The organism is Amycolatopsis sp. NPDC003861, assembly GCF_053605405.1.
The window spans coordinates 12,881-35,384 of record NZ_JBSGJD010000055.1 but is presented as its reverse complement, the minus strand read 5'-3'; the positions used below and the strand labels follow the sequence as shown (position 1 = coordinate 35,384).

The window sequence follows — 22,504 nt, the reverse complement described above, 5'->3', positions numbered from 1 at the left end:
ACTGGCTGAAGCTTTGAACAAGACATCATATGTCTGCTACCGTCCCCGGCCATGCGCTTCCAACGCCTCGGCGACCCCGGCCGCGAGATCCCCGTCGTCCTCGACGCAACCGGTGCGGCGCGGGACCTGCGTGCGCTGACCCCGGACGTCGACGGCGCCTTCTTCGCCGCCGACGGCGTCGCCCGGGCCCGGATGGCGATGCGCGAAGGCACGCTGCCGCTCCTGGATTCGGCGGGCCTGCGCGTCGGCGCCCCGGTGGCCCGGCCCGGCCTGCTCGTCTGCATCGGGCTGAACTACTCCGACCACGCCGCGGAAACCGGGGCCGAACCACCCGCGGAGCCGGTGGTGTTCCTCAAGGCCACCAACACGATCGTCGGCCCGGACGACACCGTGCTCATCCCGCGCACCAGCACGCGCACCGACTACGAGGTCGAACTCGCCGTCGTGCTCGGCGGGCGCGCGCGGTACCTGTCGTCGCCGGAGGAAGCCGACGCGGTCATCGCCGGGTACGCCGTCTCGAACGACGTCAGCGAACGCGAGTTCCAGCACGAACGCGGCGGCCAGTGGACCAAGGGCAAGTCCTGCGAGACGTTCAACCCGCTCGGCCCGTGGCTGGTCACCCCGGACGAGGCCGGCGACCCGCAGGACCTCGCCCTGCGGCTGGGCGTCAACGGGCAGCCGCGCCAGGACGGCACCACGAAGAACATGCTCTTCGACGTCCGCCACCTCGTCTGGTACCTCAGCCAGTTCATGGTGCTCGAACCGGGCGACGTCGTGAACACCGGCACGCCGGCCGGAGTCGCCTTCGGCGCCAACGACTTCCCCTATCTGTCCGAAGGGGACGAAGTGACCGTGGAGATCGACGGCCTCGGCCGCCAGCACCACCGGATCGGCCGGGCGTGACCGGCCGGCGCGTCGACGCGCACCACCACCTGTGGCAGACCTCCGTCCGCCGGCACGCGTGGCTGGACGGCGACGGCACCGCGGCCCTCCGCCGCGACTTCACCCCGGCGGACCTGCGCGCGGCCGCCGCGGGGATCGACGCGACCGTGCTCGTCCAAGTCCTGCCGGATCTCGAGGAGTCGGTCGAGTTCCTCGCGATCGCGGCCGCGGAGCCGCTCATCGCCGGCGTGGTCGGCTGGCTCGACCTCACCGATTCGCCCGCTCGGGACCTCGAACGGCTGCGGTCGGCCCCGGGCGGCGAGCTGCTGACCGGTATCCGCCACCTCGTCCAGGCCGAGCCCGACCCGCGCTGGCTCGAACGCGACGACGTCCTGGCCGGGCTGGCGGCGGTGCGGGACGCCGGGCTGGCGTACGACCTGCTCGTGCTGCCCCACCAGCTCCCGGCGGCCACTGCGGCGGTCCGGGCCCTGCCGGATCTCACCTTCGTCCTGGACCACCTCGCGAAACCACCGATCGCGAGCGGGGAACTGGAACCCTGGGCGAGCGAGCTGGCCACCCTGGCCCGGGAACCCAACGTCGTCGCCAAGCTATCCGGTCTGGTGACCGAAGCCGGCCGGCCGTGGCGCGTCGAGGATCTGCGGCCGTACACGGACACCGCCCTCACCGCGTTCGGCCCCGACCGGCTGATGCTCGGGTCCGACTGGCCGGTGTGCCTGCTCGCGGGCACGTACGCGGAAGTCATGGACGCCGCCGAAAGCCTCTTGGACGGCCTGACGCCGGCCGAGCAGGACGCCGTCCGCGGCGGGACCGCGACCCGCGTGTACGGGCTGGCGTCATGAGAGTCCGGCTCGCCTACGGGGAAACCGGCCTCGACCTGACCATCGACCCGGCGGTCACCACCGTGGTGACGCCGGTGCACCACCCGGTCACCGAGCCCGCGGACGTGCTGCTGCGCCGCGCGTTGCGCGAACCGGTCGCCGGGCCGCCGTTGCGGGAGCGGGTGCGGCCGGGGCAGACGGTCGCGATCTCGGCGTGCGACGGCACCCGGCCGCAGCCGCGCGAACTGATGATCCCCGCCATCCTCGCCGAACTCGACGGCGTCGTCCGCCTCGAGGACGTCGTCATCCTGGTCGCCACCGGCACCCACCGCGGCAACACCGACACCGAGCTGCGCGCGATGTTCGGCGACGAAGTCGTCGACACCGTCCGGATCGTCAACCACGACGCCCGCGACCGCGCGAGCCTCACCTGGCTCGGGCGTCACGGCGACGACGTCCCGGTGTGGCTGAACAGCGAGTGGGCCGCCGCCGACGTGAAGATCACCACCGGGTTCGTCGAACCGCACTTCTTCGCCGGCTTTTCGGGCGGCCCCAAGCTCGTCGCGCCGGGACTGGCGGCCCTGGAGACCGTGCTGGTGCTGCACGACGCCCGCCGGATCGGGCACGCCAACGCCACCTGGGGCATCACCGAAGGCAACCCCGTGCACGACGACGTCCGCGCGATCGCCGCGGCCACCGGCGTCACCTTCGCCTTCGACGTCATCCTCAACCGCGACAAGGCGGTCATCGGCGCCTTCGGCGGCGACCTCCTCGAAATGCACGCGGCCGCGACCCGCGCCGCCCGCGACGTCGCCATGCGGCCGGTGCCGGCGCCGTTCGACGTCGTGGTGACCACCAACTCCGGCTATCCCCTCGACCAGAACCTCTACCAGGCCGTCAAAGGGATGTCGGCGGCCCACCGGATCACCCGGCCGGGCGGGACGATCGTCTGCGCCGCGGAGTGCCGGGACGGCTTCCCCGACCACGGCTCCTACCGGGAAGTCCTCGCTTCGGCGAGTTCCCCGGCCGCGCTGCTCGCGGAGATCGCGGCCCGCCCGGTGACCGTGCCCGACCAGTGGCAGGTGCAGATCCAGGCGAAGATCCAGGACGACTGCCGGGTCGTGGTGCACACCGGTTTCCTGACCGAGGCCGACCTCGCGACGGCCCACCTGACCCGGACCACCGACATCGCGGCCACCGTGGCCGAGGCGCTCGACCGGGCCGGGCCGGGCGCGCGGGCCTGCGTCCTCCCCGAAGGTCCCCTGACCATCCCGTATCTGGCATGAGTGCCGCCGACCTCGGGTTCGCGCGCGTCGACCTCGACCGCGAACGGCGGCAAGGACTTCCGGAAGTCGTGTACGGGCCGGGGAAAACCCCGGCGCAGATCGCGGCCATCGTGCGGACGCTGCTCGCGCACAACACGGGTCCGGTGCTGGTCACCCGCGTCGAAGCCGAGCCGGCCGGTGCGGTGCTCGCCGAAGTCCCCGGCGGCCGCTACTCCCCCGGCGCACGGCTCCTGGTGTGGCGCCCAGCCGCGGCCACCGCGTTCACCGTCGCGGTGGCCGCGGCCGGGACGTCGGACGGCCCGGTCGCCGAGGAAGCCGCGGAAGTCGCCGCGGCCATCGGCCTCACGGTGCGGACGGTCACCGACGTCGGGGTCGCCGGCATCCACCGCCTGCTCGCCGAGCGCGACCGGCTGCGCGAGGCGGACGCGGTGATCGTCGTCGCGGGCATGGAGGGCGCGCTGGCATCGGCGGTCGGCGGGCTGGTCGCCGGCCCGGTGATCGCCGTTCCGACCTCCACCGGGTACGGCGCCGGCCTCGACGGCGTCACGGCGTTGCTGGCCATGCACGCCTCCTGCGCGGCGGGCATCACCGTCGTCAACATCGACTCCGGGTTCGGCGCGGCGATGGCCGCCTTCCGGCTCGCCCAGGTGCTGCGGAGGCCCCGGTGACGATCTGCGTCATCGCTCCGTTCACCGGCCTGGCCGGGGACATGCTGCTGGCCGCCCTGGTCGACGCCGGCGCCCCGCTCGAGCGCATCCGGTCCGCCGTCGCCTCCAGCGGGCTGACCGGGTGGGACTTGCGCGTCCAGTCCCTGCTCACCCACGGCATGATGGCGGCCCGCGCGCTCGTCGACGTCACCGACGAGGCCACGAGCCGTTCGGCGGCCGAGCTGATCGCCATGGCCGGGCGGGTCGAGCCCGCGCCGGTCGCGGACCGGGCGGTCGCCGCGGTGCGGGCGATCGCCGAGGTCGAAGGCCGGCTGCACGGGGAAGATCCCGGGCGCGTCCACCTCCACGAACTCGGCGGGCACGACACGCTGGTCGACGTCATCGGCGTCTGCGCCGCACTGGACGCCCTGGAAGTGTCCACTGTGTACTGTGGCGCGCTGCCCCTCGGCACCGGCACCGTCCGCACCGCGCACGGGATCCTCCCCTGCCCCGCCCCCGCGACCGCGGCGCTGCTGGAGGGCGCGCGGACGGTCGGGAGCGACCTCGACGGCGAGACGGTCACCCCCACCGCGGCCGCGCTGCTGAAGGCCGTCGAGGCCCGCTTCGAGCCACCGCCGGAGTCCCGGCTGCTGGCCACCGGCTACGGCGCCGGCACCCGGTCACTGCCGGACCGGCCGAACATCGCGGTCGTGCACCTCGGCGAGCCGGTCGGCGCCGGGCCCCGCACGCTGGTGGTGCTGGAGACGAACCTCGACGACGTCACCGGCGAAGTGCTCGGGCACGTCGTCGGCGAGCTGCTGGCGGCCGGCGCGCTCGACGCGTGGATCAGCCCGGTGACCATGAAGAAGGGCCGGCCCGCCCACGTCCTGCACGTGCTCGCCGAGCCGGACCACGCCCCTCGGCTCGCGGACCTGATGCTCGCCGAGACCGGCAGCCTCGGCGTCCGCGAATACCCGGTCCGCCGCACCGCGCTGGCCCGGGAAACCGAAACGGTCGACGTCCTCGGCATACCGGTGCGCCGCAAGCGCGGGCCACACGGCGCGAAGCCCGAGCACGACGACGTCGTGGCCGCCGCCCGCGAACTCGGGCTCCCGGCCCGGGTCGTCGCGACGATCGCCGCGGGACGCTGATGGACGGCACGCGGCTCGTCAGCCACCTGGCCGGGCTCGGCCGGCTCGCGGTCGCCTTCTCCGGCGGCGCCGACTCGGCGCTGGTCCTCGCGGCCGCCGTCCGCGCCCTCGGCCCGGCGGACGTCCTTGCCGTGACGGCGAACTCGGCCAGCCTGGCCGCGGTGGAACTGGCCGCCGCGCGGCGGATCGCGGCCGAGCTCGGGGTCCGGCACCTCACCCCGCCGACCGCCGAACTGGCCGAGCCCGGCTACGCGGCCAACGGGCGACGGCGCTGCTACTTCTGCAAGACCACCGTGCTCACCACGATCGCCGAAGTGGCGTCCGCTCACGGGTTTCCGGCGCTGGTCACCGGCACCAACGCCGACGACGCGGCCGACCCGTTCCGCCCCGGCATCCGCGCGGGCGACGAACTCGGCGTGCACACCCCGCTGCGCACCCTCGGTCTGTCCAAAGAGGACGTCCGGGCGATCGCCCGGCACTGGGGACTGGCCTGGGCGGACAAACCGGCGGCCCCCTGCCTGGCGAGCCGGGTCCGGTACGGCATCCCGATCACCACGGCCACGCTGGCCCGGGTGGAGCAGGCGGAATCGGCGGTGCGTGCGGCCCTGTCCCGGCGTGGCCTGCACTCCCACGACGTCCGGGTCCGCGACCTCGGCGGCACCGCCCGGATCGAACTCGACCCCGCCGTGGCCACCCGGCTCCACGACGACCCGCGGCTGCTCGAGGCCGTGCGGGCGCTGGGGTTCGCCGAGGCCACCGTCGCCCCCTTCCGCTCCGGCGGGCTCAACCACGAACGGGACTGACCGATGCTGCGCTACCCGCTGATCCACCCCCCGCTGCTGCGCGCCGTCGCGGCGACCGGCCACGGTTCCCGCATCCTCATCGCCGACGCCAACTACGCGCACGCGACCAACGTCTCACCCGGCGCCGAGCTGATCCACCTGAACCTGCGGCCCGGGCTGGTCACGGTCGACGACGTCCTCGAGCCGCTGCTGACCGCGATCCCGGTCGAATCGGTGACGGCGATGCTCCCGGACGGCGGCGACGCACCCGCGTGCTGGCGGGGCTACGAACGGCTGCTCGGCCCGGAACTGCCGATGCGGCCGGTGGAAAGGTTCGAGTTCTACCGCACGTGCCGCGAGCCCGAGGTGGCCCTGTGCATCGCCACCGGCGACGACCGCCTCTACGCGAATCTCCTGCTGACCGTGGGTTTCCTGCCCCCGGCGGGGTGAGCCGCGGTCAGCCGGGGTCCGCCGCGCGGGTGGCCCGGCCGGCCAGGTCGGCGAAGGCCGCCCGCAGTTCCGGCGGCCCCACCACCTCGATCTCGCAGTCGAACCGCAGCAGGCCGGCGGCGAGCGCCGCCCACGACCAGGATCCGGTGACGAGCCGGGTCTTCCCGGGCGCGGCTTCCTCGGCCACACCGTCGCCGGCGAACGGCGCCACGCCGGCCACCGGCCGGTCGAGGACCACCTCGCCCCGGCACGGCCAGGCGTCGGTGCCGGAGCCCTTGAACCGGGCGGAAAGGAACCGCGCGACGTCGCCGCCGGGCACCTCCCGCGGGACGAACCGCGGCCCGTTCGGCACCCGCAGCGTCATCCGGTCGACGCGGTAGGTCCGCCAGTCCGCCCGGACGGCGTCCCACCCGAGCAGGTACCACCGTCCACTTCGGACGACGAGGTGGTGCGGCTGCACCCGCCGCGGCGTGCCGTCCGGCGGCCGCGACGGTGTCTCGTAGTCGAACCGGATCTCCTCGGTGGCCCGGATCGCCGAGCTCAGCGCGAGCAGGACGGCCGTGTCCACCTGGACGGTGCCGCCGCCGGCCGCGGCGATCTCCAGCACGTCGACGCGCTGCCGCAGCCGGGACGGCATCACCTGCCGCACCGTCGCCAGCGCCCGCGCGGCGGCTTCCTCGATGCCCGCCCCGGTTTGGACGGCGATCCGCAGCGCCACGGCGAGGGCGACCGCCTGCTCTTCGTCGAACAGCAGCGGCGGCATCCGGCTGCCGGCTTCGAGCCGGTAGCCACCCTCGGGCCCCTTGACCGCCTGGACGGGATAGCCGAGTTCGCGCAGCCGGTCGACGTCCCGGCGCACGGTCCGTTCGCTGACGCCCAGCCGGCCGGCGAGCAGCGCGCCCGGCCAGTCCCGGCGGGCCTGCAGCAGGGACAGCAGCGAGAGCAGGCGACCCGAGGTCGCCGTCGAGGAAGCGACCGGCACGACTTTCATGGTGCCACGAGAGGCGGACGTTCCCTGACCGCTACTGCTGACAGCGTGGCTCTCGACGGATCACCCACGAAAAGGACCAATCATGTCGCTCAGCGCTGTCGCCCACCTCAACTTCACCGGCCAGGCTCGCGAAGCCCTGGAGTTCTACCGGTCGGTCTTCGGCGGCCAGGCCACGATCGTCACCTACGGCGACTTCGGGATGCCCGCCGAGCTGCCCGACGCGGCCAAGGTGGTGTTCGGCCAGGTCACCGCGGACACCGGCTTCAGCGTGATGGCCTACGACGTCCCAGGCACCGACGGCCCGGCGCCGGCCGCACCCGCCACCCACCGCTCGAACGGCACCACGATCACGAAGGAGAAGTTCTTCCTGTCCGTCCGCGGGACGACGGTGGACGAGGTCTCGCCGGTGTGGAAGGGCCTCGCTGAAGGAGCCACGGTGATCGAGGAGTTCGGCCCGGTCCCGTGGGCGCCGGCGTTCGGGATGCTGACCGACCGCTTCGGCGTCACCTGGATCATCGACGTCGCGGCCGAGTACCCGGCCTGATCCCGGCGGGGTGCGGCCGGCCGCACCCCGCCGGTCACCGCGACCGGAACGTCTTCCGGTACGCGCTCGGGCTGACCCGCACCGTCTGCGCGAACTGCACCCGGAAGTTGCTCGGCGAGGGGAACCCCACCTGCCCGGCGATCCGGTCGATCGTGTGGTCGGTCAGCTCCAGCAGCTCCTGGGCGTGCCGGATCCGCACCCCGGTCAGCCACTGGATCGGGCTCTGCCCGGTCTGCGCGTGGAAGTGCCGGGTCAGCGTGCGCGTGCTCATGCCCGCCGCGTCGGCGATGTCGGCCAGCGTGAGCGGGCGGTGGGCGTTCTCCTCGATCCAGCCGAGGGCCTTCTCCAGCGTCGCGGTCCGGGACGTCGGGCGGTTGCGCAGGATGTACTGCCCCTGTCCGCCCGTGCGCTGCAGCGGCGCGACCGCCAGCCGGGCGGCGTCGGCGGCGACCGCGGCGCCGTAGTCGCGCTCGACGATGTGCAGGCACATGTCCAGGCCGGCCGACGCGCCCGCGGACGTCAGGATCTGGCCGTTGTCGACGTAGAGCGCGTCCGGGTCGACCTCGACGGCCGGGTACCGGCGGGCCAGCTCGTCGGTGGCGAGCCAGTGCGTGGTCGCCCGCCGGCCGTCGAGCAGGCCGGCCTCGGCGAGGGTGAACGCGCCGACGCAGATCGAGGCGACCCGCGTGCCGCGCGCCACCGCGGCCCGCAGGAACTCCGCCACACCGTCCGGGACCGGCCGGTCCGGGTCGTTCCGCCCGGGGACGACCACGAGGTCGGCGTGCGCCACCTCGTCGAGCCCGGTCTCGACGGTGAGCCGCAGCGGGCCGGCCCCGACCACCGGGTCCGGCCCGGCGACGACGAGCCGGTAACCGCCCCGGCCGTCCGGCAGCCGGACCCGCCCGAGCGTCTCGATCGGGGTGGCCAGATCGAACGCGATCACGTCGTCGAGGGCCAGCACCGCCACGGTGTACATGTCCCCAACGTACGCCGGGTGGCGTGATCCAGTCGTTCGGCTAGCTTCCGGCCATGCGCCGGCGGACGGTGCGTTCGAGGATGCCGAGGGTGGCCTTGAGAGCGGACGCGGGAACCACCGGGAAGGTGAGCCGCCGCTTCCACTCCTCGCCGATCTCCGACCAGTCGTAGTAGGACGTGACGCGGGTACCGCCCTCGGCCGGCTCCAGCCGGTAGCCGTAGAGGTGGCGGACGTGCGTCCCGGTCCGGCCTTCGACGGTCCAGGCGATCTCCTCGCCCGGGACGAGCTTGGTGATGACCACCTCGACGTCGTACTTGCCGAGGGGCACATCCCCGAGCGCGTCCCGGTCCATGTGCACCAGGAACCGGTCGCCCGCCTGCCGCACCGGTTCCCCCTCGGCGGCCATGAGCATGCCCGACGCGTCGATGTCCACGTGCCCTTGCGGGTCGGTCAGGACCGCGAAGACGGCGCCGGCGGGCGCCGGGACGAACCGGGAAACCTCGAGGCGTTCGGCGCCGGGGGTTTCCGCCGTGGCGGTCAGGACCGCACGGCCGAGGACGTGCCCGGCCATGGTGAAGCCGAGCACGGCCGGGGTGGCGTCGGCCGCGACACCGATCGAGGCGACGTCGAGGGCGTGCACCACGAAGAAATAGCGGTGCGGGCCGTGGCCGGCCGGCGGGGCCGCGCCGACGAAGCGGGCTTCGCGCGTGTCGCCCGGGAGCTGGAAAGCACCTTCCGGGAGACCCGAACCCGCCGCGTCGCCGGCGCCTTCGGGCAGCTCGGTGACCGTGGCGGGGATGTCGGCGACCGCCCAGTGCCAGAACCCCGAGCCGGTCGGTGCGTCGGGGTCGTAGACGGTGACGGCGTAGCTCTTCGTGCCCGCCGGAGCACCGCTCCAGGACAGCTGCGGCGAAACGTCCGGCCCGGACCGGTGCTCGGGCGGTAAGGCGGCGCCGTCGGCGATCGTGGTGCTGGTGACGGTGAAGGAAGCCACTGCGGGCAGGCGGGCGAACGGGTCGTTCATCGGATCACTTGTCTCTCGGTGGGAACGTGGGCACCATCGACCATAGCACCAATAATCGATTATCTGGCCGATCGTCTATGCTGACCGGGTGACCGAGACGGCCCCACCGGGGCGGCAGATGCTGTCCGAGCAGGTCCACGCGCACCTGCGGGACGCGATCATGCGCGGGCGGTACTCCCCCGGCGAAGCCCTCAAACCGCAGGACCTGGCCCAGGACCGCGGCGTGAGCCTGGCCGTCGTGCGCGAGGCGCTCGTGCGGCTGGTCGGCGAAGGCCTCGCCGACCGCCTGCCCAACCGCGGCTTCGCGGTCCCGGCGGTTTCCGACCGCCGCTGGCAGGAAGTCGCCGAGGCCCGCCGGACGGTCGAACCGCTCGTGCTGCGCCTGTCCCTCGAGCGCGGCGACCTCGCCTGGGAAGCCCGGGTCCGGGCCACGCACCACCGGCTGGCCCGCACCTCCCCCGGCGAAGGCCGCCACTACAGCGCCGAATGGGCCGAGGCCCACCGGATCTTCCACCGCACCCTGCTGGAGGGCTGCGGCAACCCGGTGCTCCTGGAGACGTTCGACCGGATGTGGACGGCGAGCGAGCTGGCCCGCCGCTGGTCGGCCCACCACACCCCGGGCCGCGACCACCTGGCCGAGCACGCCCTGCTGGAACAGGCGGCGCTGGCCCGCGACATCGACGCCGCGACCGAGGCCCTCACCCGGCACCTCACCTTGACCGCGACGGCCTTGAGGGGCGCCCCGGCGCGGGAGTGAGACCGGCTCTCAAAGGAGACTGGCGTCCATCGGGCGGACCGGGATCGCGTCGAGCGCGGCCAGTGTCTCGGCGTCGAGGGTGACGTCCGCGGCGGCGAGGTTGGCTTCGAGGTGCGTCGCGCTCGCGGTGCCCGGGATGAGGTGGACGTTCGGGGCGCGGTGCAGCAGCCACGCCAGGCCGACCTGCGCCGGCGTGCGGCCCAGGGCCTGCGCGGCCGCCTGCACCGCGGGCTCGTCGGTCACCTTCGGCAGGCCGGGGAACGCGCCGCCCAGCGGGAAGAACGGCACCCAGGCGATGTTCTCCGCGACGCACAGCTCGAGCATGTCCTCGTCCTCGCGGCCGACCAGGCTGTAGGCGTTCTGCACGCAGGCGATCCCCGCCGGGAGCGCGCGGCGCAGGACGTCCGAGGTCACCGCGCTGAGCCCGAGCGCGCCGATCTTGCCCTCGTCGCGCAGGGCCGTCAGCACGGCGAGCTGGTCGTCGAGGTCGACGAGCTGCTCGCCCTCGGCGACCAGGCCGGGCCGCCGGTCGCCGCGGCGCAGGTTGACCAGCGGGATCCGGTCGAGCCCGAGCGCGCGGAGGTTGTCCTCGACGCTCGCGCGCAGCTCTTCCGGGCGTTGCGCGAGGCGGAGCGGGATCGGGCCGCCGGGGTCCGGGTCGGCGCCGACCTTGGTGGCGATCAGCACGTCGTCACCGGATCCGAGGGCCTCACGGAGGACGTCGTTGACGAAGCCGCTGCCGTAGAACTGGGCCGTGTCGACGTGGTCGACGCCGAGGTCGATGGCGTGGCGCAGCAGGGCGACGGCCGCCGCGCGGTCGTCGTGCAGGCGCTCGAGCTGCATCGCCCCGTAGCCGACGCGGCAGACGGTGCAGCCGGCGAGCGCGCCGCGTTCGGGAGATGGCATGGGTGTCCCCGTCCTTGTGCGATGATGACTAAGCGGAGGAACCTCCGCTAAAGCCGACCGTAGCACAACCGGAGGTGCCTCCGCTTTGCCTTCGCCCGACCCTGCCCGGCCCGTGCGTTCCGACGCGCGCCGCAACCGGGACAAGCTCGTCGCGGTCGCCCGGGCCGCCTTCGCCACCGGGCCCGTCGCCCTCGAAGCCGTCGCCCGGGAGGCCGGCGTCGGGATCGGGACGCTCTACCGGCACTTCCCGACACGCGAGGCGCTCGTCGAAGCCGTTTATGCCGCGGAACTCGACGACGTCACGGGAAGTGCACCGGCGTTGCTCGAAGCGTTCTCACCCGAGCACGCGCTTCGGGCGTGGATGGACCGGTATGCGGCGTTCGTGGCCACCAAACGGGGAATGGGAGATGCGTTCCGGGCCAGTGTCGCGTCGGGGCGGATTGCGACGCCGGCGACCCGGCAGCGGATCACCGCCGCGATCGGCTCCATCCTCGACGCCGGAGCGAAGGAGGGCACACTTCGCGCCGACGCCGATCCGGAGGATGTGACGGTGCTGCTGCTCGGGGCCTTCTTGTCCACAGTGGACGACTCCGACCCGGAGCGGACCGGGCGGCTGCTCGACCTGATCGTCGACGCGCTGCGGGCGGACCGGTGACCAGCTGCAGTGTCCGTCACGTGGATCAGGGCGGCCGACTGCAAGATCCGCCAGATCCTCCGCCTTCAACAGGAACTGCTCCACCTCGAGCACCAGAGTGCCAATCCCGAACACACCCACAGGTCCCCCGGCACACTGCCCAGGCTCCCCGCCATCCGCCCGGACGCGAACAGCCCGACTGCACCGATGAAGTTCCGCACCGCATCAAGCACGCTACCGGCGTGCGAATAAGTTCCCCCACGGCAGCGGCGTTCCAGCTCCGACTCGGCGACACCCTAGCCGATCATTTTTCTCATACTTTCAATCGTCATAGATTTTCCGTCAAGGAAAACCAAGTCGCCGCGCATTCCAGAGCCAAGCTTGCCCAGCGCAAAACTACTCCTGGTAAATCGAGCTCCGTTCACTACGGCCCCGTCCAGCAGCGTATTTTGGAGATACGCACTCGACAGATCGGAACCTGTTAAGATCACTTCTCGGAAGTCAGCGATATTTTGTGCCTCAAAGAGGCCATCACGATCCTTATCGCGCTTGGCAACAGACGGATCTACTTCGCCTCGACGGTTACTTACGCTCGCGAATGACCAGCCTCCACTGAAGTCGATCCCACGAAGGCAGGTATTGCGAAGATCGATTGGATACTGCATCTTCTCAGGCGGCTCACCACGCCGTGCGAGAACCGTTATTGCGGCCTGAATATCGGTGGCCGGCGCCTCGTGCTGCTCACAGCCCGAAACGGGCGCCCGCTCGCGAACATATGCAGATAATACCTGTACGATCGTTGCAAAGTCACGCGGGGAATCCAACACTAATCTCTCGAGTCCGTAGATTCCACCCAGCCTGGTCGGCGCTTCCTTAGCCCCCAGTTGCTCCATCGCGTTCTTGAACCTGTCGGCAACCTGACCTTGTTCCGCCAGCCCCAACTGAGATCGCGTGGCGTCGAGAGATTCAGCAGTGAAAAACAATGCAATTGCTGCAACAAGGCCTGGCAACGCTATCACAAAGCGGTCCCAACTCAGTTTCGAGCGAGCCTTGTCAGCGAACGGTTTTCGCCTCGGCGGCGCCAGTCTAATACTGGCACGACGACCGCTTCGTCCGGATCGACGCACTCTTCCAGTTGCCATGCAAGCCCTCATGAGTAGCTAGAGAATGACCTATCACTTTATGCTGGTACCATACACTACGCCTTTGAGTAAGCCACAGCGGAGATGCGCAAGGGACACCACCCGACGAGCTAGCACACAGAAGAATACACACCGCACACCAAAACCACTCTGCCAGTATTTCGACATATCAATAGCAGGGTTCATCTGCAATAAACGCGAACCGTAGCACCTGGTCCACATTGCCGCACATAAGCGCCCCGCAGGGGATGCCATGCAAATCCACTTCTTGTCGGCAAACTCTGCGTCTTCGCCACGATACCTTCAACATTGACCAAAACGTCGACAATTAGAGAACCAGACCAGACTTTTCGAATGAAGCAGTCCCTCAAAACGGTCGACTGCGCCGCGACGAACGATTCACAGCCAACCACGACACCGGCTGACACCGGGCCGGGCCTCGCGGCCCGGACCCGACACCAGCCGGGATCGACGGAGAAGTCGACGCGCTGCGGCCTCAGGAGGCCGACACGGAATAGCTGTTGGACGCAAAGTTCAAGCCACCCGAGGCCGAGGTGATCTCGAAGCCGAACTGCACCTCGCCCAGGGTCACGTCCCCGAACCAGCCGCGGGCCTTGATCCAGTTCAGCACCGCCAGCACGTCCACCGTTCCGGCGTTCGTGTTCGACGTGCGCAGGAACGAGAACACCGCGTTCGAACCGTTCGATCCCTTGTAGACGTCCCACGTGTGGCCGCCGACGCTCACCGTCGTCTGCTTGGTTCCGATCGGGCCGACGGCGCCCTGCTTGTTGACCCACAACATGATTTCGTACGCGTTGTTGTTCGCCCAGATGTCATACGCGGTCTCGTACGCCCCGCTGCCCGGGCGGCTCACGTTGAAACTGCTGGACACCTGGCGCAGCGAACCGAGCGTCCGGCCGACGTTCTTCGCCGAGTGGGGGTACGACTTGACCCCGCCCGTGTTCGGGTGGTCGGCCCACACCCCCCAGTTGCTGTAGGAGTTCGCCCAGATCGTCTGCGGGCCGGCGCCACCGCCCCAGACGTCGTTGCGGACGGTGTAGCCGCCGTTGGACCAGGTCGCCCACTTGTCCGAAGACGACCAAGTGGCCGCTTCGGCCACGCCGGCGGTGGTGGCCACGACGGCGGCCGCGGTGAATGAGACGAGCAGGGAACGCACCACGTTGTGCATCGATTCGTCCTTTCCCGGTTGACTCTTTGTCGAATCGTTTCGACGACTATTCGCCGCTGCTGCGGCGTGAACGGGAGTGGGACGACTATCGCAGGCGAGTTGCGTACCGGTCAAGATACGGTGGGTGATTCACCGGCATTCGACCAGCATCGATCAAATCACCGGCGACAATACTTCGATGATTTCGACCTGTGCCGATGTTTCGATTCTGTCGAATCGCGGCCCGTTTTCGCACGCCACCAGGAGTCCGCCACGAACACGCCATTGTCGATGCGGTTCGACAAGGTGCACCCGCCCGGCTTGACGCGTGTCAGGTTCCTGACATACCGTGGTCCATGTCAGGAACCTGACACGCAGAGAAGGAGCAGCAACCCATGCCCGTCACCGGCCCCGACTTCGTCTCGCTCCAGGCGCGCGACCTCGCCGCTTCGCAGGCGTTCTACGAGCAGTACCTCGGCCTCGTCCGCTCGCCGGCCGGGCCCCCGCACGCCGTCGTCTTCGAGACGAAGCCGATCGCGTTCGCCCTCCGGGACGTCGTGCCCGGCACCGACCTCGACTCCGCGGCGCGACCCGGCATCGGTGCCGCGATCTGGCTGCACGCCACCGATGTCCAGGCCATCCACGACGCGCTCGCCGCCGACGGGCACCCGATCGTCTCCGCGCCGATCGACGGCCCCTTCGGCCGGACGTTCACCTTCGCCGACCCCGACGGCTACCACGTCACGCTGCACGACCGCACCTGACGTGCGGTGCGCCGCCTACCGCCGCGAACGCTCTTCGGCGTCGCCGGCGAGCACCAGGTAGGCGGCGGCCGTCCACGTGTAGGCGCGGTCGCGCAGGCCGTCTCCGGTCAGCGCGTCGAAGTTCTCGGCGAACCCGGACTTCTCGCACACCGCGCGGAACCGGGCGCTGACGCGGTCGGCGAGCTCCGTGGCGCCGGCGCGGCGGAGGCCGTCCTCGATCAGCACGGTGACCGGCGCCCACACCGGGCCGCGCCAGTAGCCGTCGGCCTCGTAGAACGGGGATTCCGGCCGCTCGGTCGCCAGCCCGATGTCGGTCAGGTGCGGCTCCAGGCCGGCCACGACCCGGTCGCGGACGTCCGGCGGCAGGTGTTCGCCGAGCACGATCGGCATCAGCTCCAGCAGGCTGGCTCCGGCGTGCGCCTCCCCGGTCGCGGCCACCCGGCTGACGAACTTCGTGCCGTCCCACAGCTCGCCCAGCAGGGCCGCCAGCATGCCGTCCGCTTCCGCCTCCCACCGCGCGGCCGCGCCCGGCTCCCCCTGCTCGGTGGCCAGCACGGCCAGTTCCTTCAGCTGCAGCACCAGGAACGCGGCGAGGTCGGGCGTCTGCACGAGCCGCCGCCGCGCGAACGGCGTCGCGTTGTCCCACCCGCTGTCGTTGCCGTGCTCGTAGTGGGCGAACGGCCCGCCGGGCACGCGGCGGTGCTCGAGCCAGAACGTCGTCCACGCCGCCAGCTGCCGGTAGGTGCGCCCCGGCTCGGGCAGGCCACCGGGCAGGCGGCGGCGCAGGCGGCCGAGCGCCCAGCCGTGGATCGGCGGCTTGACGAAGTTGCGCAGCACCTCGGCGTGGGTGATCGAGTCGGGGAGCGCGCCCCGGTCGTCCTGGTGGTCGAACACGACCTGGACCTGGTGCCAGGCCAGCTCGGGCCGCCCGCCGGCCAGCGCGAGCGCGGTGAAGCAGTGGTCCCAGCTCCACACCTTGTCCATCCAGTGCTTCGACATCAGCACGGCCGGACGGCCGACGAACCCGGCGGGCGCCACGATGGCCGACCAGAGCACGTAACAGGCGAGCTCGGCCGCCGGCGTGTGCTCGCCGCGCCACGGTGCCACGGCGTCGGCGAACGCGGCGAACTCCGCCCGGGTGGCGGCGACCACGTCGTCGAACGCGGTCACCGCCGAGTACGGTTCGCGGGCGCCGGGAACTTCCTCGATCGCCACCTCCCAGGTGTCGCCGCTCACGACGACGGCCCGCTCGGCCGTCCCGAGCGCTTCGGCGCCGACGTGGCGCGTGTGTCCGGAAAGGACGGTGACGCGGTAGCGGTGGCCGGTTTCGTAGGAGGTGAAGACGGCCGAGCCGTCGACCGGGTCGGCGAAGAAGTACGTGCCGGTGAACGGGGTCAGCGTGAGCTCCGCCGCGCGGATCCTCAGGTCGAGGCCGCGCCCCGCGATCCGGAGCACGTCCGGCCCCGCGAAGGCCGCGGTGATCCGCCGGTCGCCGGTCCCCCAGGTGAGCTCGGACGGCGTGGCGGCGGCCGGGACGTCCGCCCGCTGCCCGCCGCTTTCGGGGACCAGCGCCAGGACGGCGTGCATGCCGTGGCGGTGGGACACCAGGTGCAGGTCGCCGGCGTAGGTGGCCTGGGCCACCACCGGGGAGACGTCGAACCACGATCCCGGGTGGCTGAACGGGATCTCCCGCAGCGAAAATTCGCCCGTGGGCACAGAAGCGTCCTTTCCGAGAGGGGGTTCAGTCCTTGACGGCGCCCGCGGTGACGCCGGCGGCGACGAACCGCTGCGCCAGCACGAGGAGCACGGCGGCGGGTACCGAGGCGACCACCGCCGTCGCCATGATGGAGTTCCACTCCTGGTTGTTGTTGCCGATGTAGCGGTAGATGCCCAGGGTCAGCGGCCGCAGCGAGCCGCCACCGTCGAGCGTCGCCGCGAAGACGAAGTCCGACCAGGCCCACAGGAACGAGAACAACCCCGCTGTCACCACGCCGTTGCGGCTCGCGGGCAGCACCACCGACCAGAACGTGCGCAGCGCGCCCGCGCCGTCGATGGTGGCCGCCTGGACGAGCTCGTCCGGCACCGAAGCCATGAACGAGGTCAGGATGAGCACGGCGAACGGCACCGCGATCGTCGAGTCGGCGAGGACCAGGCCCCAGGCGGTGTTGGTGATGCCGAGGGAGACGTAGATGCCGTAGAAGCCCAGCGCCATGATGATGCCGGGGATCATCTGCGCGACCAGCAGCACGAACCCGAGCGCCCGGCCCCCGCGCGGGCACAGTTTGGCCAGCGCGTAGGCCGAAGGCGCGGCCAGGGCCAGCGTCAGCGCCACGGTGCCCAGCGCGACGAACAGGCTGGTGGCGAAGTACGGGAGCTGCTCGCGCAGCACCCGTTCGTAGCCTTCGAACGTCGGCGCGGCGGGGAACCAGTCGGGCGGCGACTTGCGCATCCGCCCGGCCGGGGTCAGCGACACGTTGACCATCCAGTAGACGGGGAACAGCATCACGGCGGTGAGGACCAGCCCCACCGCGGTGCGCCAGCGGCGGATCACGCTACCCCCTGCCTGCGCTGGGCGCGGATGTAGAGCAGCCCGGCGACCAGGGCCAGCAGGATGAGCACGTTGCCCACGGCCGCGCTGGGCCCGAAGCGCGGCAGCAGGCTGCCGAAGCCGAGCTGGTAGGACCAGGTGGCCAGGGTGGTCGACGCCCCGCCGGGGCCGCCCTTGGTCATGATCCAGATGACGTCGAACACCTTCAGCGTGTAGACCAGCCCCAGCAGCAGGGTGATCGCCGAAACCGGCCGCAGCAACGGGAAGGTGACGTGCCGGAACCGCTGCCACGCGCCGGCGCCGTCGAGCGATGCCGCCTCGTACACCTCGGCCGGGATGTTCTGCAGGCCGCTGTGCAGCACCACGAGGTTGAACGGCACGCCGATCCAGATGTTGGCGATGATCACCGACACCAGCGCCCAGGACGGCGACGTCAGCCAGTCGATCCGGCCGGCGCCGAACCAGCCCAGCACCGCGTTGACCACGCCGGATTCGCTGTTGAGCAGCCACGCCCACGTCGAGCCCGAGACGATCAGCGGGAGCAGCCAGGGCACGAGGAACAGCGCGCGCAGCGTCGGGCCCAGCCGGAAGTGGCGGGCGAAGAACACCGCCATCGCCAGGCCGATGCCGTACTGGAAGAGCAGCGACGCGGCGGTGAAGACGAACGTGTCGAGCAACGCCGTGCGGAAGGTCGGATCGGTGAAGACGCCCGCGTAGTTGTCGAACCAGACCAGCGGCGCCCCGCCGTGCACGAAGGTGCGGACGGTGTAGTCGCGCAGGCTGAGATCGATGTTCGTGACCAGCGGATAGCCGTAGCACAGGACGAGGTAGGCGACGAGCGGCGTGAGGAACGCCCACGCGAGCAGCTGCGGCCGGCGGCGCCGCCGGGCTCGTCCGGGTGCTCGCGCGGCCGGACGGGCGGTGGCCGTCTGACGGGTGTCCAGCACGGGCGGGCCTACTTCGCCGACGCGGCGGTCGCCTGCGCGGCCGCCAGGGCGACGTCCGGGGCCTTCGCACCGGTCAGCGCGGCCTGCACGGCACCCCAGAGCGGTTCGGAGATCCGCGGGTACCGGGTGCCGAGGTTGTCGCCGGTGCGGCCCTTCGCCACCTTGACCGCGTCGACCCACACCTTCAGCTCCGGCTGGGCGGCGACCTGCTTCTCCTGCACCGACGGCACGGCGGAGACGTAGGTCAGCGCGGTGTCGGAGTCGAGCACGTTGGCCGGGCTGGTCAGGCAGGACGCGATCTTGCCCGCGGTCTTCTCGGCGTCCGGGCTGCTCTGGGCGGGCACGGTGACGAACTCGCCGCCGGTGGGCGCCGGAGCCGCTCCCCCGGTGCGCGCCGGGATCGGGAGGACGCCGTACTCGAAGCCGGCCTTCTTCGCGTTCTGCAGCTGCCAGGTGCCGTTCTCGGCGAAGGCGTACTCGCCGGTCGCGAACTCCTGCCAGCTGGTGGTCTGCGTGTTGCCGACCACCGAGTTGGGGGCGTACTTCTTGTCCAGCCACGACTTCCACTGCGCGAGCGCGGCGACGGCGTCGGCCGAGGCGAGGTCGGTCAGGTTGGCGCCCGAGCCCCAGAACCACGGCAGGAACTGGAAACTGCCCTCTTCGGTGCCGATGGCGGAGAACGTGATGCCCTTCTTGCCCGCGGCCTGCACCTTGGTGAGCGCCGCGTCGAGACTCGCCCAGTCCCGCACCGACGCCGGGTCGACGCCGGCCGCGGTCAGCACGGCCTTGTTGTAGTAGAGGGCAAGGGTGTTGGCCCCGATCGGGACGCCGTAGACCTGGCCCTTGACGTCGCCGGCGGCGAGCAGGTTCGGGGCGACCTGCGCGGTGTCGAGCCCGGTGTCCGCAGTGGACTTGAGCACCCCGCCCTCGGCCAGCGTCGAGACGACCGGGTTGTCGACCACGAGGACGTTCGGCGCGGTGTTCTGCTGGGCGGCGAGCAGCACCTTGTTGGTGAGGTCGGTCGTGTCGAACGCCTGCCGCGCGATCTTGACCCCGGCGTCGGCACCGCACTTGTCGACGACCTTCGCCCACGCGGAGCTCGCGTCGAACTGCGGGTAAGGGTCCCAGACGGTGAAGGTGCCCCCGGCCGAACCGGGCGCCGGGCCGGAGGAGCAGGCGGCCAGTGTCGTCGCGGCGACGGCCACCGACAGCAGCCGGATGAGGGGGTGACGCTTCATGGGAGGTCCTTCCTGTCGGCACCGGCGACGACGGCTTCGCCGCCATCGAACCGGTTCGACGCAGGCGGCGGGCGTCACCGTAAACCGCCAGAGCGCTCCTGCGCAATACTGCTTGTACTACGATCGAACCGGTTCTGGGCACCGGGGTCAGGAGCAGCATGAACATCGGGGAGATCGCGCGGCGCGCGGGGGTTTCGCGCAGCACCGTGTCGTACGCGCTCAGCGGCAAGCGACCGGTGTCGGCGGCCACCGTGCAGCGCATCAACGACGTCATCGCCGAGCTCGACTACCGGCCCAACGCCAGCGCCCGCGCCCTGGCCGAGGGCCGCACGCGCACCCTGGGCCTGGTGGTGCCACCGGCCAGCCGCCGGTTGACCGACGTCCAGCTGGGCTTCGTCGGCAGCGTGGTCGACGCGGCGGCCGCCCACGACCTCGACGTCCTGCTCTCCCCCAGCGGCGGCGACCACGACCGGTCGTTCGAGCGCATCGTCAACGGCCGGCGCGTCGACGGCGTGATCCTGATGGAGATCCTCCTGGAGGACCCCCGGGTCGAGCGGCTGAGCCAGGCGAGCCTGCCGTTCGTGACGATCGGCCACGTCGAGCACCCGGGGGCGTCCTGGTGGGTCGACGTCGACTACGGCGCGCTGATCACGCGCTGCGTCCACCACCTGGCGGATCTCGGCCACGAAGAGGTGGTGCTGATCAACCGGTCGGCCGAACTCGTCGCGGCGGGCTACGGCCCGGCCCTGCGCTCGACGACCGGCTTCCTCGACGCGACGGCGGCCCGCGGCCTGACGGCCCGGACGGTGTGCTGCGCCGACGAAGCGGCGGCGGGCCTGGCCTGCTTCGAGCAGATCCGCACCCAGTGGCCTTCGGTGACGGCGGCGGTGACGATCAACGAAGCGGCCCTGCCGGGCGTCCAGCGCGCGTTGCACCGGGCCGGACTCGAGGTGCCGCGCGACTTCTCGCTGACGGGCGTGATCGCGGAGCGCCTGGCGGAAGACTTCCACCCGCCCCTGACGGCGGCGGACGTCCCCGCGGTGGAGCTCGGCCGGCTGGCGGTGGACCTGCTCCTGGCCCAGATCGCGGACGCGGGCGCGGAACCGCGGCACGCGCTGCTGGAGCCGCCGATCTCGCTGCGGTCGAGCACGGGGGCCCGGCGCCGCCACTGACCGGGCAGCCCTCCGGGTCGAACCGGTTCGACAGGCTCACCGCCGGAGATCGCGCCGCTCAGGGGCGTCACTACGCGGTGCCGGAACGCCGGCCGGGCGGGGACTTCGGACCCCGCCGGCCGGCCTGCTGCGGGGCGGGACGGCGCTCCTCGGCCCGGGCCCGGCGGGCGCCGATGACGGTACGATCAGGTGGTCGATGGGCGACATCGAAGCCTCCCCACGAGAGTCGGGCGAGCCCCCTCCGGCGTGCCAGGTGCCCGCGGTGCGTGCGCCCGAAACCCGGTGGGAGCGCCCCACCGGGTCCCGGATCGCTCAGCGCGCGAACACCTTGAGGTCGATCGAATCCCCGAGCCGCCGGTCGCCGGCCGCGTTCGGGTGGTAGCAGTCGGTGCGCCAGTCCGCGCGGATCACCGTCGGGTCCGCCGGGTCGCGCAGCACGGCGTCGAAGTCGAGCACCGCGTCGAACGTCCCGGACGTGCGGATCCACGCGTTGACCGCGAGCCGTGCCTGTTCCTTCGGGCTGCCGGCCGCGTTGCACATCGGCAGGACCGTCGCGCCGACGATCCGGCGGCCGGTCGCGTGCACCCGCTGGACGATGGTGCGCATGGCGTCGATGACCTGCGCAGCCGGCGCCGGTGCCGCGTTGTCGCCGCCGCCGAGGTCGTTCGTGCCCTCCAGGAGCAGGACGTACCGCACGCCGGGCAGCGACAGCACGTCCCGGTCGAGGCGGACCGGCGCGGGCGGGCCGCAGCACTGGCCGGTGGGGTCGTACGGGTTCGGCTGCACGCTGACGGTGTTGCCACTGATCCCCGCGTTGGCCACCGACAGCCGCCGCGACGGCGGCAGCGTCCCGATGCGCTCGGCGAGCACGTCGGTCCAGCGCGGACCGCCGCCGAACGCGTTGTAGCCGTCGGTGATCGAGTCGCCGAGCGTGACGATCGTGCCGCGAACGGGCGACGCGGCGCTGATCGCGTCGGCCCACCACAGGACGCCGGGCGCGAAGGGCCCGTACGCGCTCCCGGATTCGTCCGCACCGGCGTCCCCAGGCCCGGCCGAGGTGAACGATCCGGGCGTGTAGGTCTCCGGCGGCGGGAAGGTGTGGTCGTTGATCGGGGCACCCGGCGCGTAGATGCTGACCGCGACGTGGTCGCCGCGCCGGACCGAAAGCGGCAGCGGGTCGGTCCACACGCTCTTGCCCGGCGGGATCGTCACCGCGTGCCGGAAGCCGAACGTGGCCCGCCGGTTCGATCCCGGCACGAGCGCGGGTGAGTTCGTCGACGGCTGCTTGCCGACCCACACCGACCGCACGGTCATCGCGGTGCTGCCGAACGGGTTGCTCAGCCGCACCCGCAGCGCCGCCCCGGTGGCGGTCACCGTGAGCACGTTGCGGACGGTGACGTCGGGGGCGGTGCCGTGCACCCCTTGGAGGGCGGACTCGGTGAGCGTCACCCAGCCCGGTGGGGCCCCGCCGGACGGCAAGGCGTCCGCGGTCGCCGGGGTCAGCAGCGACGCGGAAACGGCCAGGACCACAGCGGTTCGGCGGAAACGCATCCGGGAAGTCCTTTCTCCGGGGTACCGGTGGAGCAGGCGGCGAGCACGGCCTGGTGCCCGGCCCGTGGATGCTCCCGTGGCCGGCCGGGACTCCGGTACCGCCGC

23 protein-coding genes are annotated in these 22,504 nt (G+C 71.8%); 12 read left to right on the top strand and 11 right to left on the bottom strand.

The window, feature by feature from the left end; genetic code table 11:
- The first annotated feature begins 51 nt into the window (after positions 1 to 51).
- Genes ACWEVN_RS16545 through ACWEVN_RS16515 form a run of 7 tightly spaced genes read left to right on the top strand, consistent with a single transcriptional unit; the run spans position 52 to position 6,037 of the window.
- On the top strand, positions 52 to 903 hold the full coding sequence (locus ACWEVN_RS16545; protein WP_452051810.1) for a fumarylacetoacetate hydrolase family protein: 852 nt from the start codon (positions 52 to 54) through the stop codon (positions 901 to 903).
- Positions 900 to 1,742 carry an amidohydrolase family protein gene (locus tag ACWEVN_RS16540; protein ID WP_452051809.1) on the top strand — a complete coding sequence of 281 codons (843 nt, stop codon included), beginning with the start codon at positions 900 to 902 and terminating at the stop codon, positions 1,740 to 1,742. The genes ACWEVN_RS16545 and ACWEVN_RS16540 overlap by 4 nt, the downstream gene beginning before the upstream one ends.
- On the top strand, positions 1,739 to 3,007 hold the full coding sequence (larA, locus tag ACWEVN_RS16535) for a nickel-dependent lactate racemase (RefSeq protein ID WP_452051808.1): 1,269 nt from the start codon (positions 1,739 to 1,741) through the stop codon (positions 3,005 to 3,007). The genes ACWEVN_RS16540 and larA overlap by 4 nt, the downstream gene beginning before the upstream one ends.
- Positions 3,004 to 3,675 carry a nickel pincer cofactor biosynthesis protein LarB gene (larB, locus tag ACWEVN_RS16530; RefSeq protein WP_452051807.1) on the top strand — a complete coding sequence of 224 codons (672 nt, stop codon included), beginning with the start codon at positions 3,004 to 3,006 and terminating at the stop codon, positions 3,673 to 3,675. The genes larA and larB overlap by 4 nt, the downstream gene beginning before the upstream one ends.
- Positions 3,672 to 4,805 carry a nickel pincer cofactor biosynthesis protein LarC gene (larC, locus tag ACWEVN_RS16525; protein ID WP_452051806.1) on the top strand — a complete coding sequence of 378 codons (1,134 nt, stop codon included), beginning with the start codon at positions 3,672 to 3,674 and terminating at the stop codon, positions 4,803 to 4,805. The genes larB and larC overlap by 4 nt, the downstream gene beginning before the upstream one ends.
- The gene (gene larE / locus ACWEVN_RS16520) at positions 4,805 to 5,608 is read left to right on the top strand and encodes an ATP-dependent sacrificial sulfur transferase LarE (RefSeq protein ID WP_452051805.1); all 804 of its coding nucleotides are present in this window, start codon (positions 4,805 to 4,807) and stop codon (positions 5,606 to 5,608) included. Before larC ends, larE begins: the two co-directional genes overlap by 1 nt.
- A gap of 3 nt (positions 5,609 to 5,611) precedes the next feature.
- Positions 5,612 to 6,037, top strand: coding sequence for an RbsD/FucU family protein (locus ACWEVN_RS16515; RefSeq protein WP_449682407.1), 426 nt, complete (start codon positions 5,612 to 5,614; stop codon positions 6,035 to 6,037).
- A 7-nt stretch (positions 6,038 to 6,044) separates the two neighbouring features.
- Here the strand turns inward: ACWEVN_RS16515 and ACWEVN_RS16510 are convergent, their stop codons facing one another.
- Positions 6,045 to 7,019: a helix-turn-helix transcriptional regulator gene (locus tag ACWEVN_RS16510; protein ID WP_449682471.1), complete on the bottom strand. Its 975-nt coding sequence runs from the start codon at positions 7,017 to 7,019 to the stop codon at positions 6,045 to 6,047.
- Positions 7,020 to 7,110: 91 nt separating this feature from the next.
- On the opposite strand from ACWEVN_RS16510, the gene ACWEVN_RS16505 reads away from it, so the two are divergent.
- On the top strand, positions 7,111 to 7,572 hold the full coding sequence (locus tag ACWEVN_RS16505; protein ID WP_452051804.1) for a VOC family protein: 462 nt from the start codon (positions 7,111 to 7,113) through the stop codon (positions 7,570 to 7,572).
- Positions 7,573 to 7,606: 34 nt separating this feature from the next.
- Here ACWEVN_RS16505 and ACWEVN_RS16500 read toward each other — a convergent pair whose 3' ends face one another.
- Positions 7,607 to 8,548 carry a GlxA family transcriptional regulator gene (locus ACWEVN_RS16500; protein WP_452051803.1) on the bottom strand — a complete coding sequence of 314 codons (942 nt, stop codon included), beginning with the start codon at positions 8,546 to 8,548 and terminating at the stop codon, positions 7,607 to 7,609.
- Between the two features lie 40 nt (positions 8,549 to 8,588).
- Positions 8,589 to 9,572, bottom strand: coding sequence for a YbhB/YbcL family Raf kinase inhibitor-like protein (locus ACWEVN_RS16495; RefSeq protein ID WP_452051802.1), 984 nt, complete (start codon positions 9,570 to 9,572; stop codon positions 8,589 to 8,591).
- Positions 9,573 to 9,690: 118 nt separating this feature from the next.
- Between ACWEVN_RS16495 and ACWEVN_RS16490 the strand changes: the two genes are divergently transcribed.
- Positions 9,691 to 10,329: a GntR family transcriptional regulator gene (locus tag ACWEVN_RS16490; protein ID WP_452051816.1), complete on the top strand. Its 639-nt coding sequence runs from the start codon at positions 9,691 to 9,693 to the stop codon at positions 10,327 to 10,329.
- A gap of 9 nt (positions 10,330 to 10,338) precedes the next feature.
- Here the strand turns inward: ACWEVN_RS16490 and ACWEVN_RS16485 are convergent, their stop codons facing one another.
- Entirely contained in the window at positions 10,339 to 11,235 is an 897-nt protein-coding gene (locus ACWEVN_RS16485; RefSeq protein ID WP_452051801.1) for an aldo/keto reductase, read from the bottom strand.
- An 85-nt stretch (positions 11,236 to 11,320) separates the two neighbouring features.
- Here ACWEVN_RS16485 and ACWEVN_RS16480 point away from each other — a divergent pair, with 85 nt between their 5' ends.
- Positions 11,321 to 11,890 (top strand): TetR/AcrR family transcriptional regulator, encoded by a 570-nt coding sequence (locus ACWEVN_RS16480; RefSeq protein ID WP_449682402.1) that lies wholly within the window; start codon positions 11,321 to 11,323, stop codon positions 11,888 to 11,890.
- A gap of 275 nt (positions 11,891 to 12,165) precedes the next feature.
- Here ACWEVN_RS16480 and ACWEVN_RS16475 read toward each other — a convergent pair whose 3' ends face one another.
- Together ACWEVN_RS16475 and ACWEVN_RS16470 are read right to left on the bottom strand one after the other, a co-directional pair.
- Positions 12,166 to 12,888, bottom strand: a complete 723-nt coding sequence (locus tag ACWEVN_RS16475; protein WP_452051800.1) for a pentapeptide repeat-containing protein — start codon at positions 12,886 to 12,888, stop codon at positions 12,166 to 12,168.
- A 619-nt stretch (positions 12,889 to 13,507) separates the two neighbouring features.
- Positions 13,508 to 14,200, bottom strand: a complete 693-nt coding sequence (locus tag ACWEVN_RS16470; protein WP_449682400.1) for a glycoside hydrolase family 12 protein — start codon at positions 14,198 to 14,200, stop codon at positions 13,508 to 13,510.
- Positions 14,201 to 14,574: 374 nt separating this feature from the next.
- Between ACWEVN_RS16470 and ACWEVN_RS16465 the strand changes: the two genes are divergently transcribed.
- Entirely contained in the window at positions 14,575 to 14,943 is a 369-nt protein-coding gene (locus ACWEVN_RS16465; RefSeq protein WP_452051799.1) for a VOC family protein, read from the top strand.
- A 15-nt stretch (positions 14,944 to 14,958) separates the two neighbouring features.
- Here ACWEVN_RS16465 and ACWEVN_RS16460 read toward each other — a convergent pair whose 3' ends face one another.
- Genes ACWEVN_RS16460 through ACWEVN_RS16445 form a run of 4 tightly spaced genes read right to left on the bottom strand, consistent with a single transcriptional unit; the run spans position 14,959 to position 19,676 of the window.
- Positions 14,959 to 16,659, bottom strand: coding sequence for an amylo-alpha-1,6-glucosidase (locus tag ACWEVN_RS16460; protein ID WP_452051798.1), 1,701 nt, complete (start codon positions 16,657 to 16,659; stop codon positions 14,959 to 14,961).
- A 25-nt stretch (positions 16,660 to 16,684) separates the two neighbouring features.
- Entirely contained in the window at positions 16,685 to 17,494 is an 810-nt protein-coding gene (locus tag ACWEVN_RS16455) for a carbohydrate ABC transporter permease (protein WP_452051797.1), read from the bottom strand.
- Positions 17,491 to 18,438, bottom strand: a complete 948-nt coding sequence (locus ACWEVN_RS16450) for a carbohydrate ABC transporter permease (RefSeq protein WP_452051796.1) — start codon at positions 18,436 to 18,438, stop codon at positions 17,491 to 17,493. The genes ACWEVN_RS16455 and ACWEVN_RS16450 overlap by 4 nt, the downstream gene beginning before the upstream one ends.
- A gap of 8 nt (positions 18,439 to 18,446) precedes the next feature.
- Positions 18,447 to 19,676, bottom strand: coding sequence for a sugar ABC transporter substrate-binding protein (locus ACWEVN_RS16445; protein ID WP_452051795.1), 1,230 nt, complete (start codon positions 19,674 to 19,676; stop codon positions 18,447 to 18,449).
- Positions 19,677 to 19,834: 158 nt separating this feature from the next.
- Between ACWEVN_RS16445 and ACWEVN_RS16440 the strand changes: the two genes are divergently transcribed.
- A complete protein-coding gene (locus ACWEVN_RS16440) occupies positions 19,835 to 20,848 on the top strand; it encodes a LacI family DNA-binding transcriptional regulator (protein WP_452051794.1) in 1,014 nt (337 codons plus the stop codon).
- Positions 20,849 to 21,160: 312 nt separating this feature from the next.
- Here the strand turns inward: ACWEVN_RS16440 and ACWEVN_RS16435 are convergent, their stop codons facing one another.
- Positions 21,161 to 22,399, bottom strand: coding sequence for a GDSL-type esterase/lipase family protein (locus ACWEVN_RS16435; RefSeq protein ID WP_452051793.1), 1,239 nt, complete (start codon positions 22,397 to 22,399; stop codon positions 21,161 to 21,163).
- Between the last annotated feature and the right edge of the window lie 105 nt (positions 22,400 to 22,504).

What these genes read in the sequence shown, in the direction of transcription:
- ACWEVN_RS16440 (WP_452051794.1), top strand. Translation starts at nt 19,835, where the DNA reads ATGAACATCGGGGAGATCGCGCGGCGCGCGGGGGTTTCGCGCAGCACC.
- larE (WP_452051805.1), top strand. Translation starts at nt 4,805, where the DNA reads ATGGACGGCACGCGGCTCGTCAGCCACCTGGCCGGGCTCGGCCGGCTC.
- ACWEVN_RS16490 (WP_452051816.1), top strand. Translation starts at nt 9,691, where the DNA reads ATGCTGTCCGAGCAGGTCCACGCGCACCTGCGGGACGCGATCATGCGC.
- ACWEVN_RS16495 (WP_452051802.1), bottom strand. Translation starts at nt 9,572, where the DNA reads ATGAACGACCCGTTCGCCCGCCTGCCCGCAGTGGCTTCCTTCACCGTC.
- ACWEVN_RS16545 (WP_452051810.1), top strand. Translation starts at nt 52, where the DNA reads ATGCGCTTCCAACGCCTCGGCGACCCCGGCCGCGAGATCCCCGTCGTC.
- ACWEVN_RS16515 (WP_449682407.1), top strand. Translation starts at nt 5,612, where the DNA reads ATGCTGCGCTACCCGCTGATCCACCCCCCGCTGCTGCGCGCCGTCGCG.
- larB (WP_452051807.1), top strand. Translation starts at nt 3,004, where the DNA reads ATGAGTGCCGCCGACCTCGGGTTCGCGCGCGTCGACCTCGACCGCGAA.
- ACWEVN_RS16435 (WP_452051793.1), bottom strand. Translation starts at nt 22,399, where the DNA reads ATGCGTTTCCGCCGAACCGCTGTGGTCCTGGCCGTTTCCGCGTCGCTG.
- larA (WP_452051808.1), top strand. Translation starts at nt 1,739, where the DNA reads ATGAGAGTCCGGCTCGCCTACGGGGAAACCGGCCTCGACCTGACCATC.
- ACWEVN_RS16505 (WP_452051804.1), top strand. Translation starts at nt 7,111, where the DNA reads ATGTCGCTCAGCGCTGTCGCCCACCTCAACTTCACCGGCCAGGCTCGC.
- ACWEVN_RS16445 (WP_452051795.1), bottom strand. Translation starts at nt 19,676, where the DNA reads ATGAAGCGTCACCCCCTCATCCGGCTGCTGTCGGTGGCCGTCGCCGCG.
- ACWEVN_RS16485 (WP_452051801.1), bottom strand. Translation starts at nt 11,235, where the DNA reads ATGCCATCTCCCGAACGCGGCGCGCTCGCCGGCTGCACCGTCTGCCGC.
- ACWEVN_RS16470 (WP_449682400.1), bottom strand. Translation starts at nt 14,200, where the DNA reads ATGCACAACGTGGTGCGTTCCCTGCTCGTCTCATTCACCGCGGCCGCC.
- ACWEVN_RS16500 (WP_452051803.1), bottom strand. Translation starts at nt 8,548, where the DNA reads ATGTACACCGTGGCGGTGCTGGCCCTCGACGACGTGATCGCGTTCGAT.
- ACWEVN_RS16465 (WP_452051799.1), top strand. Translation starts at nt 14,575, where the DNA reads ATGCCCGTCACCGGCCCCGACTTCGTCTCGCTCCAGGCGCGCGACCTC.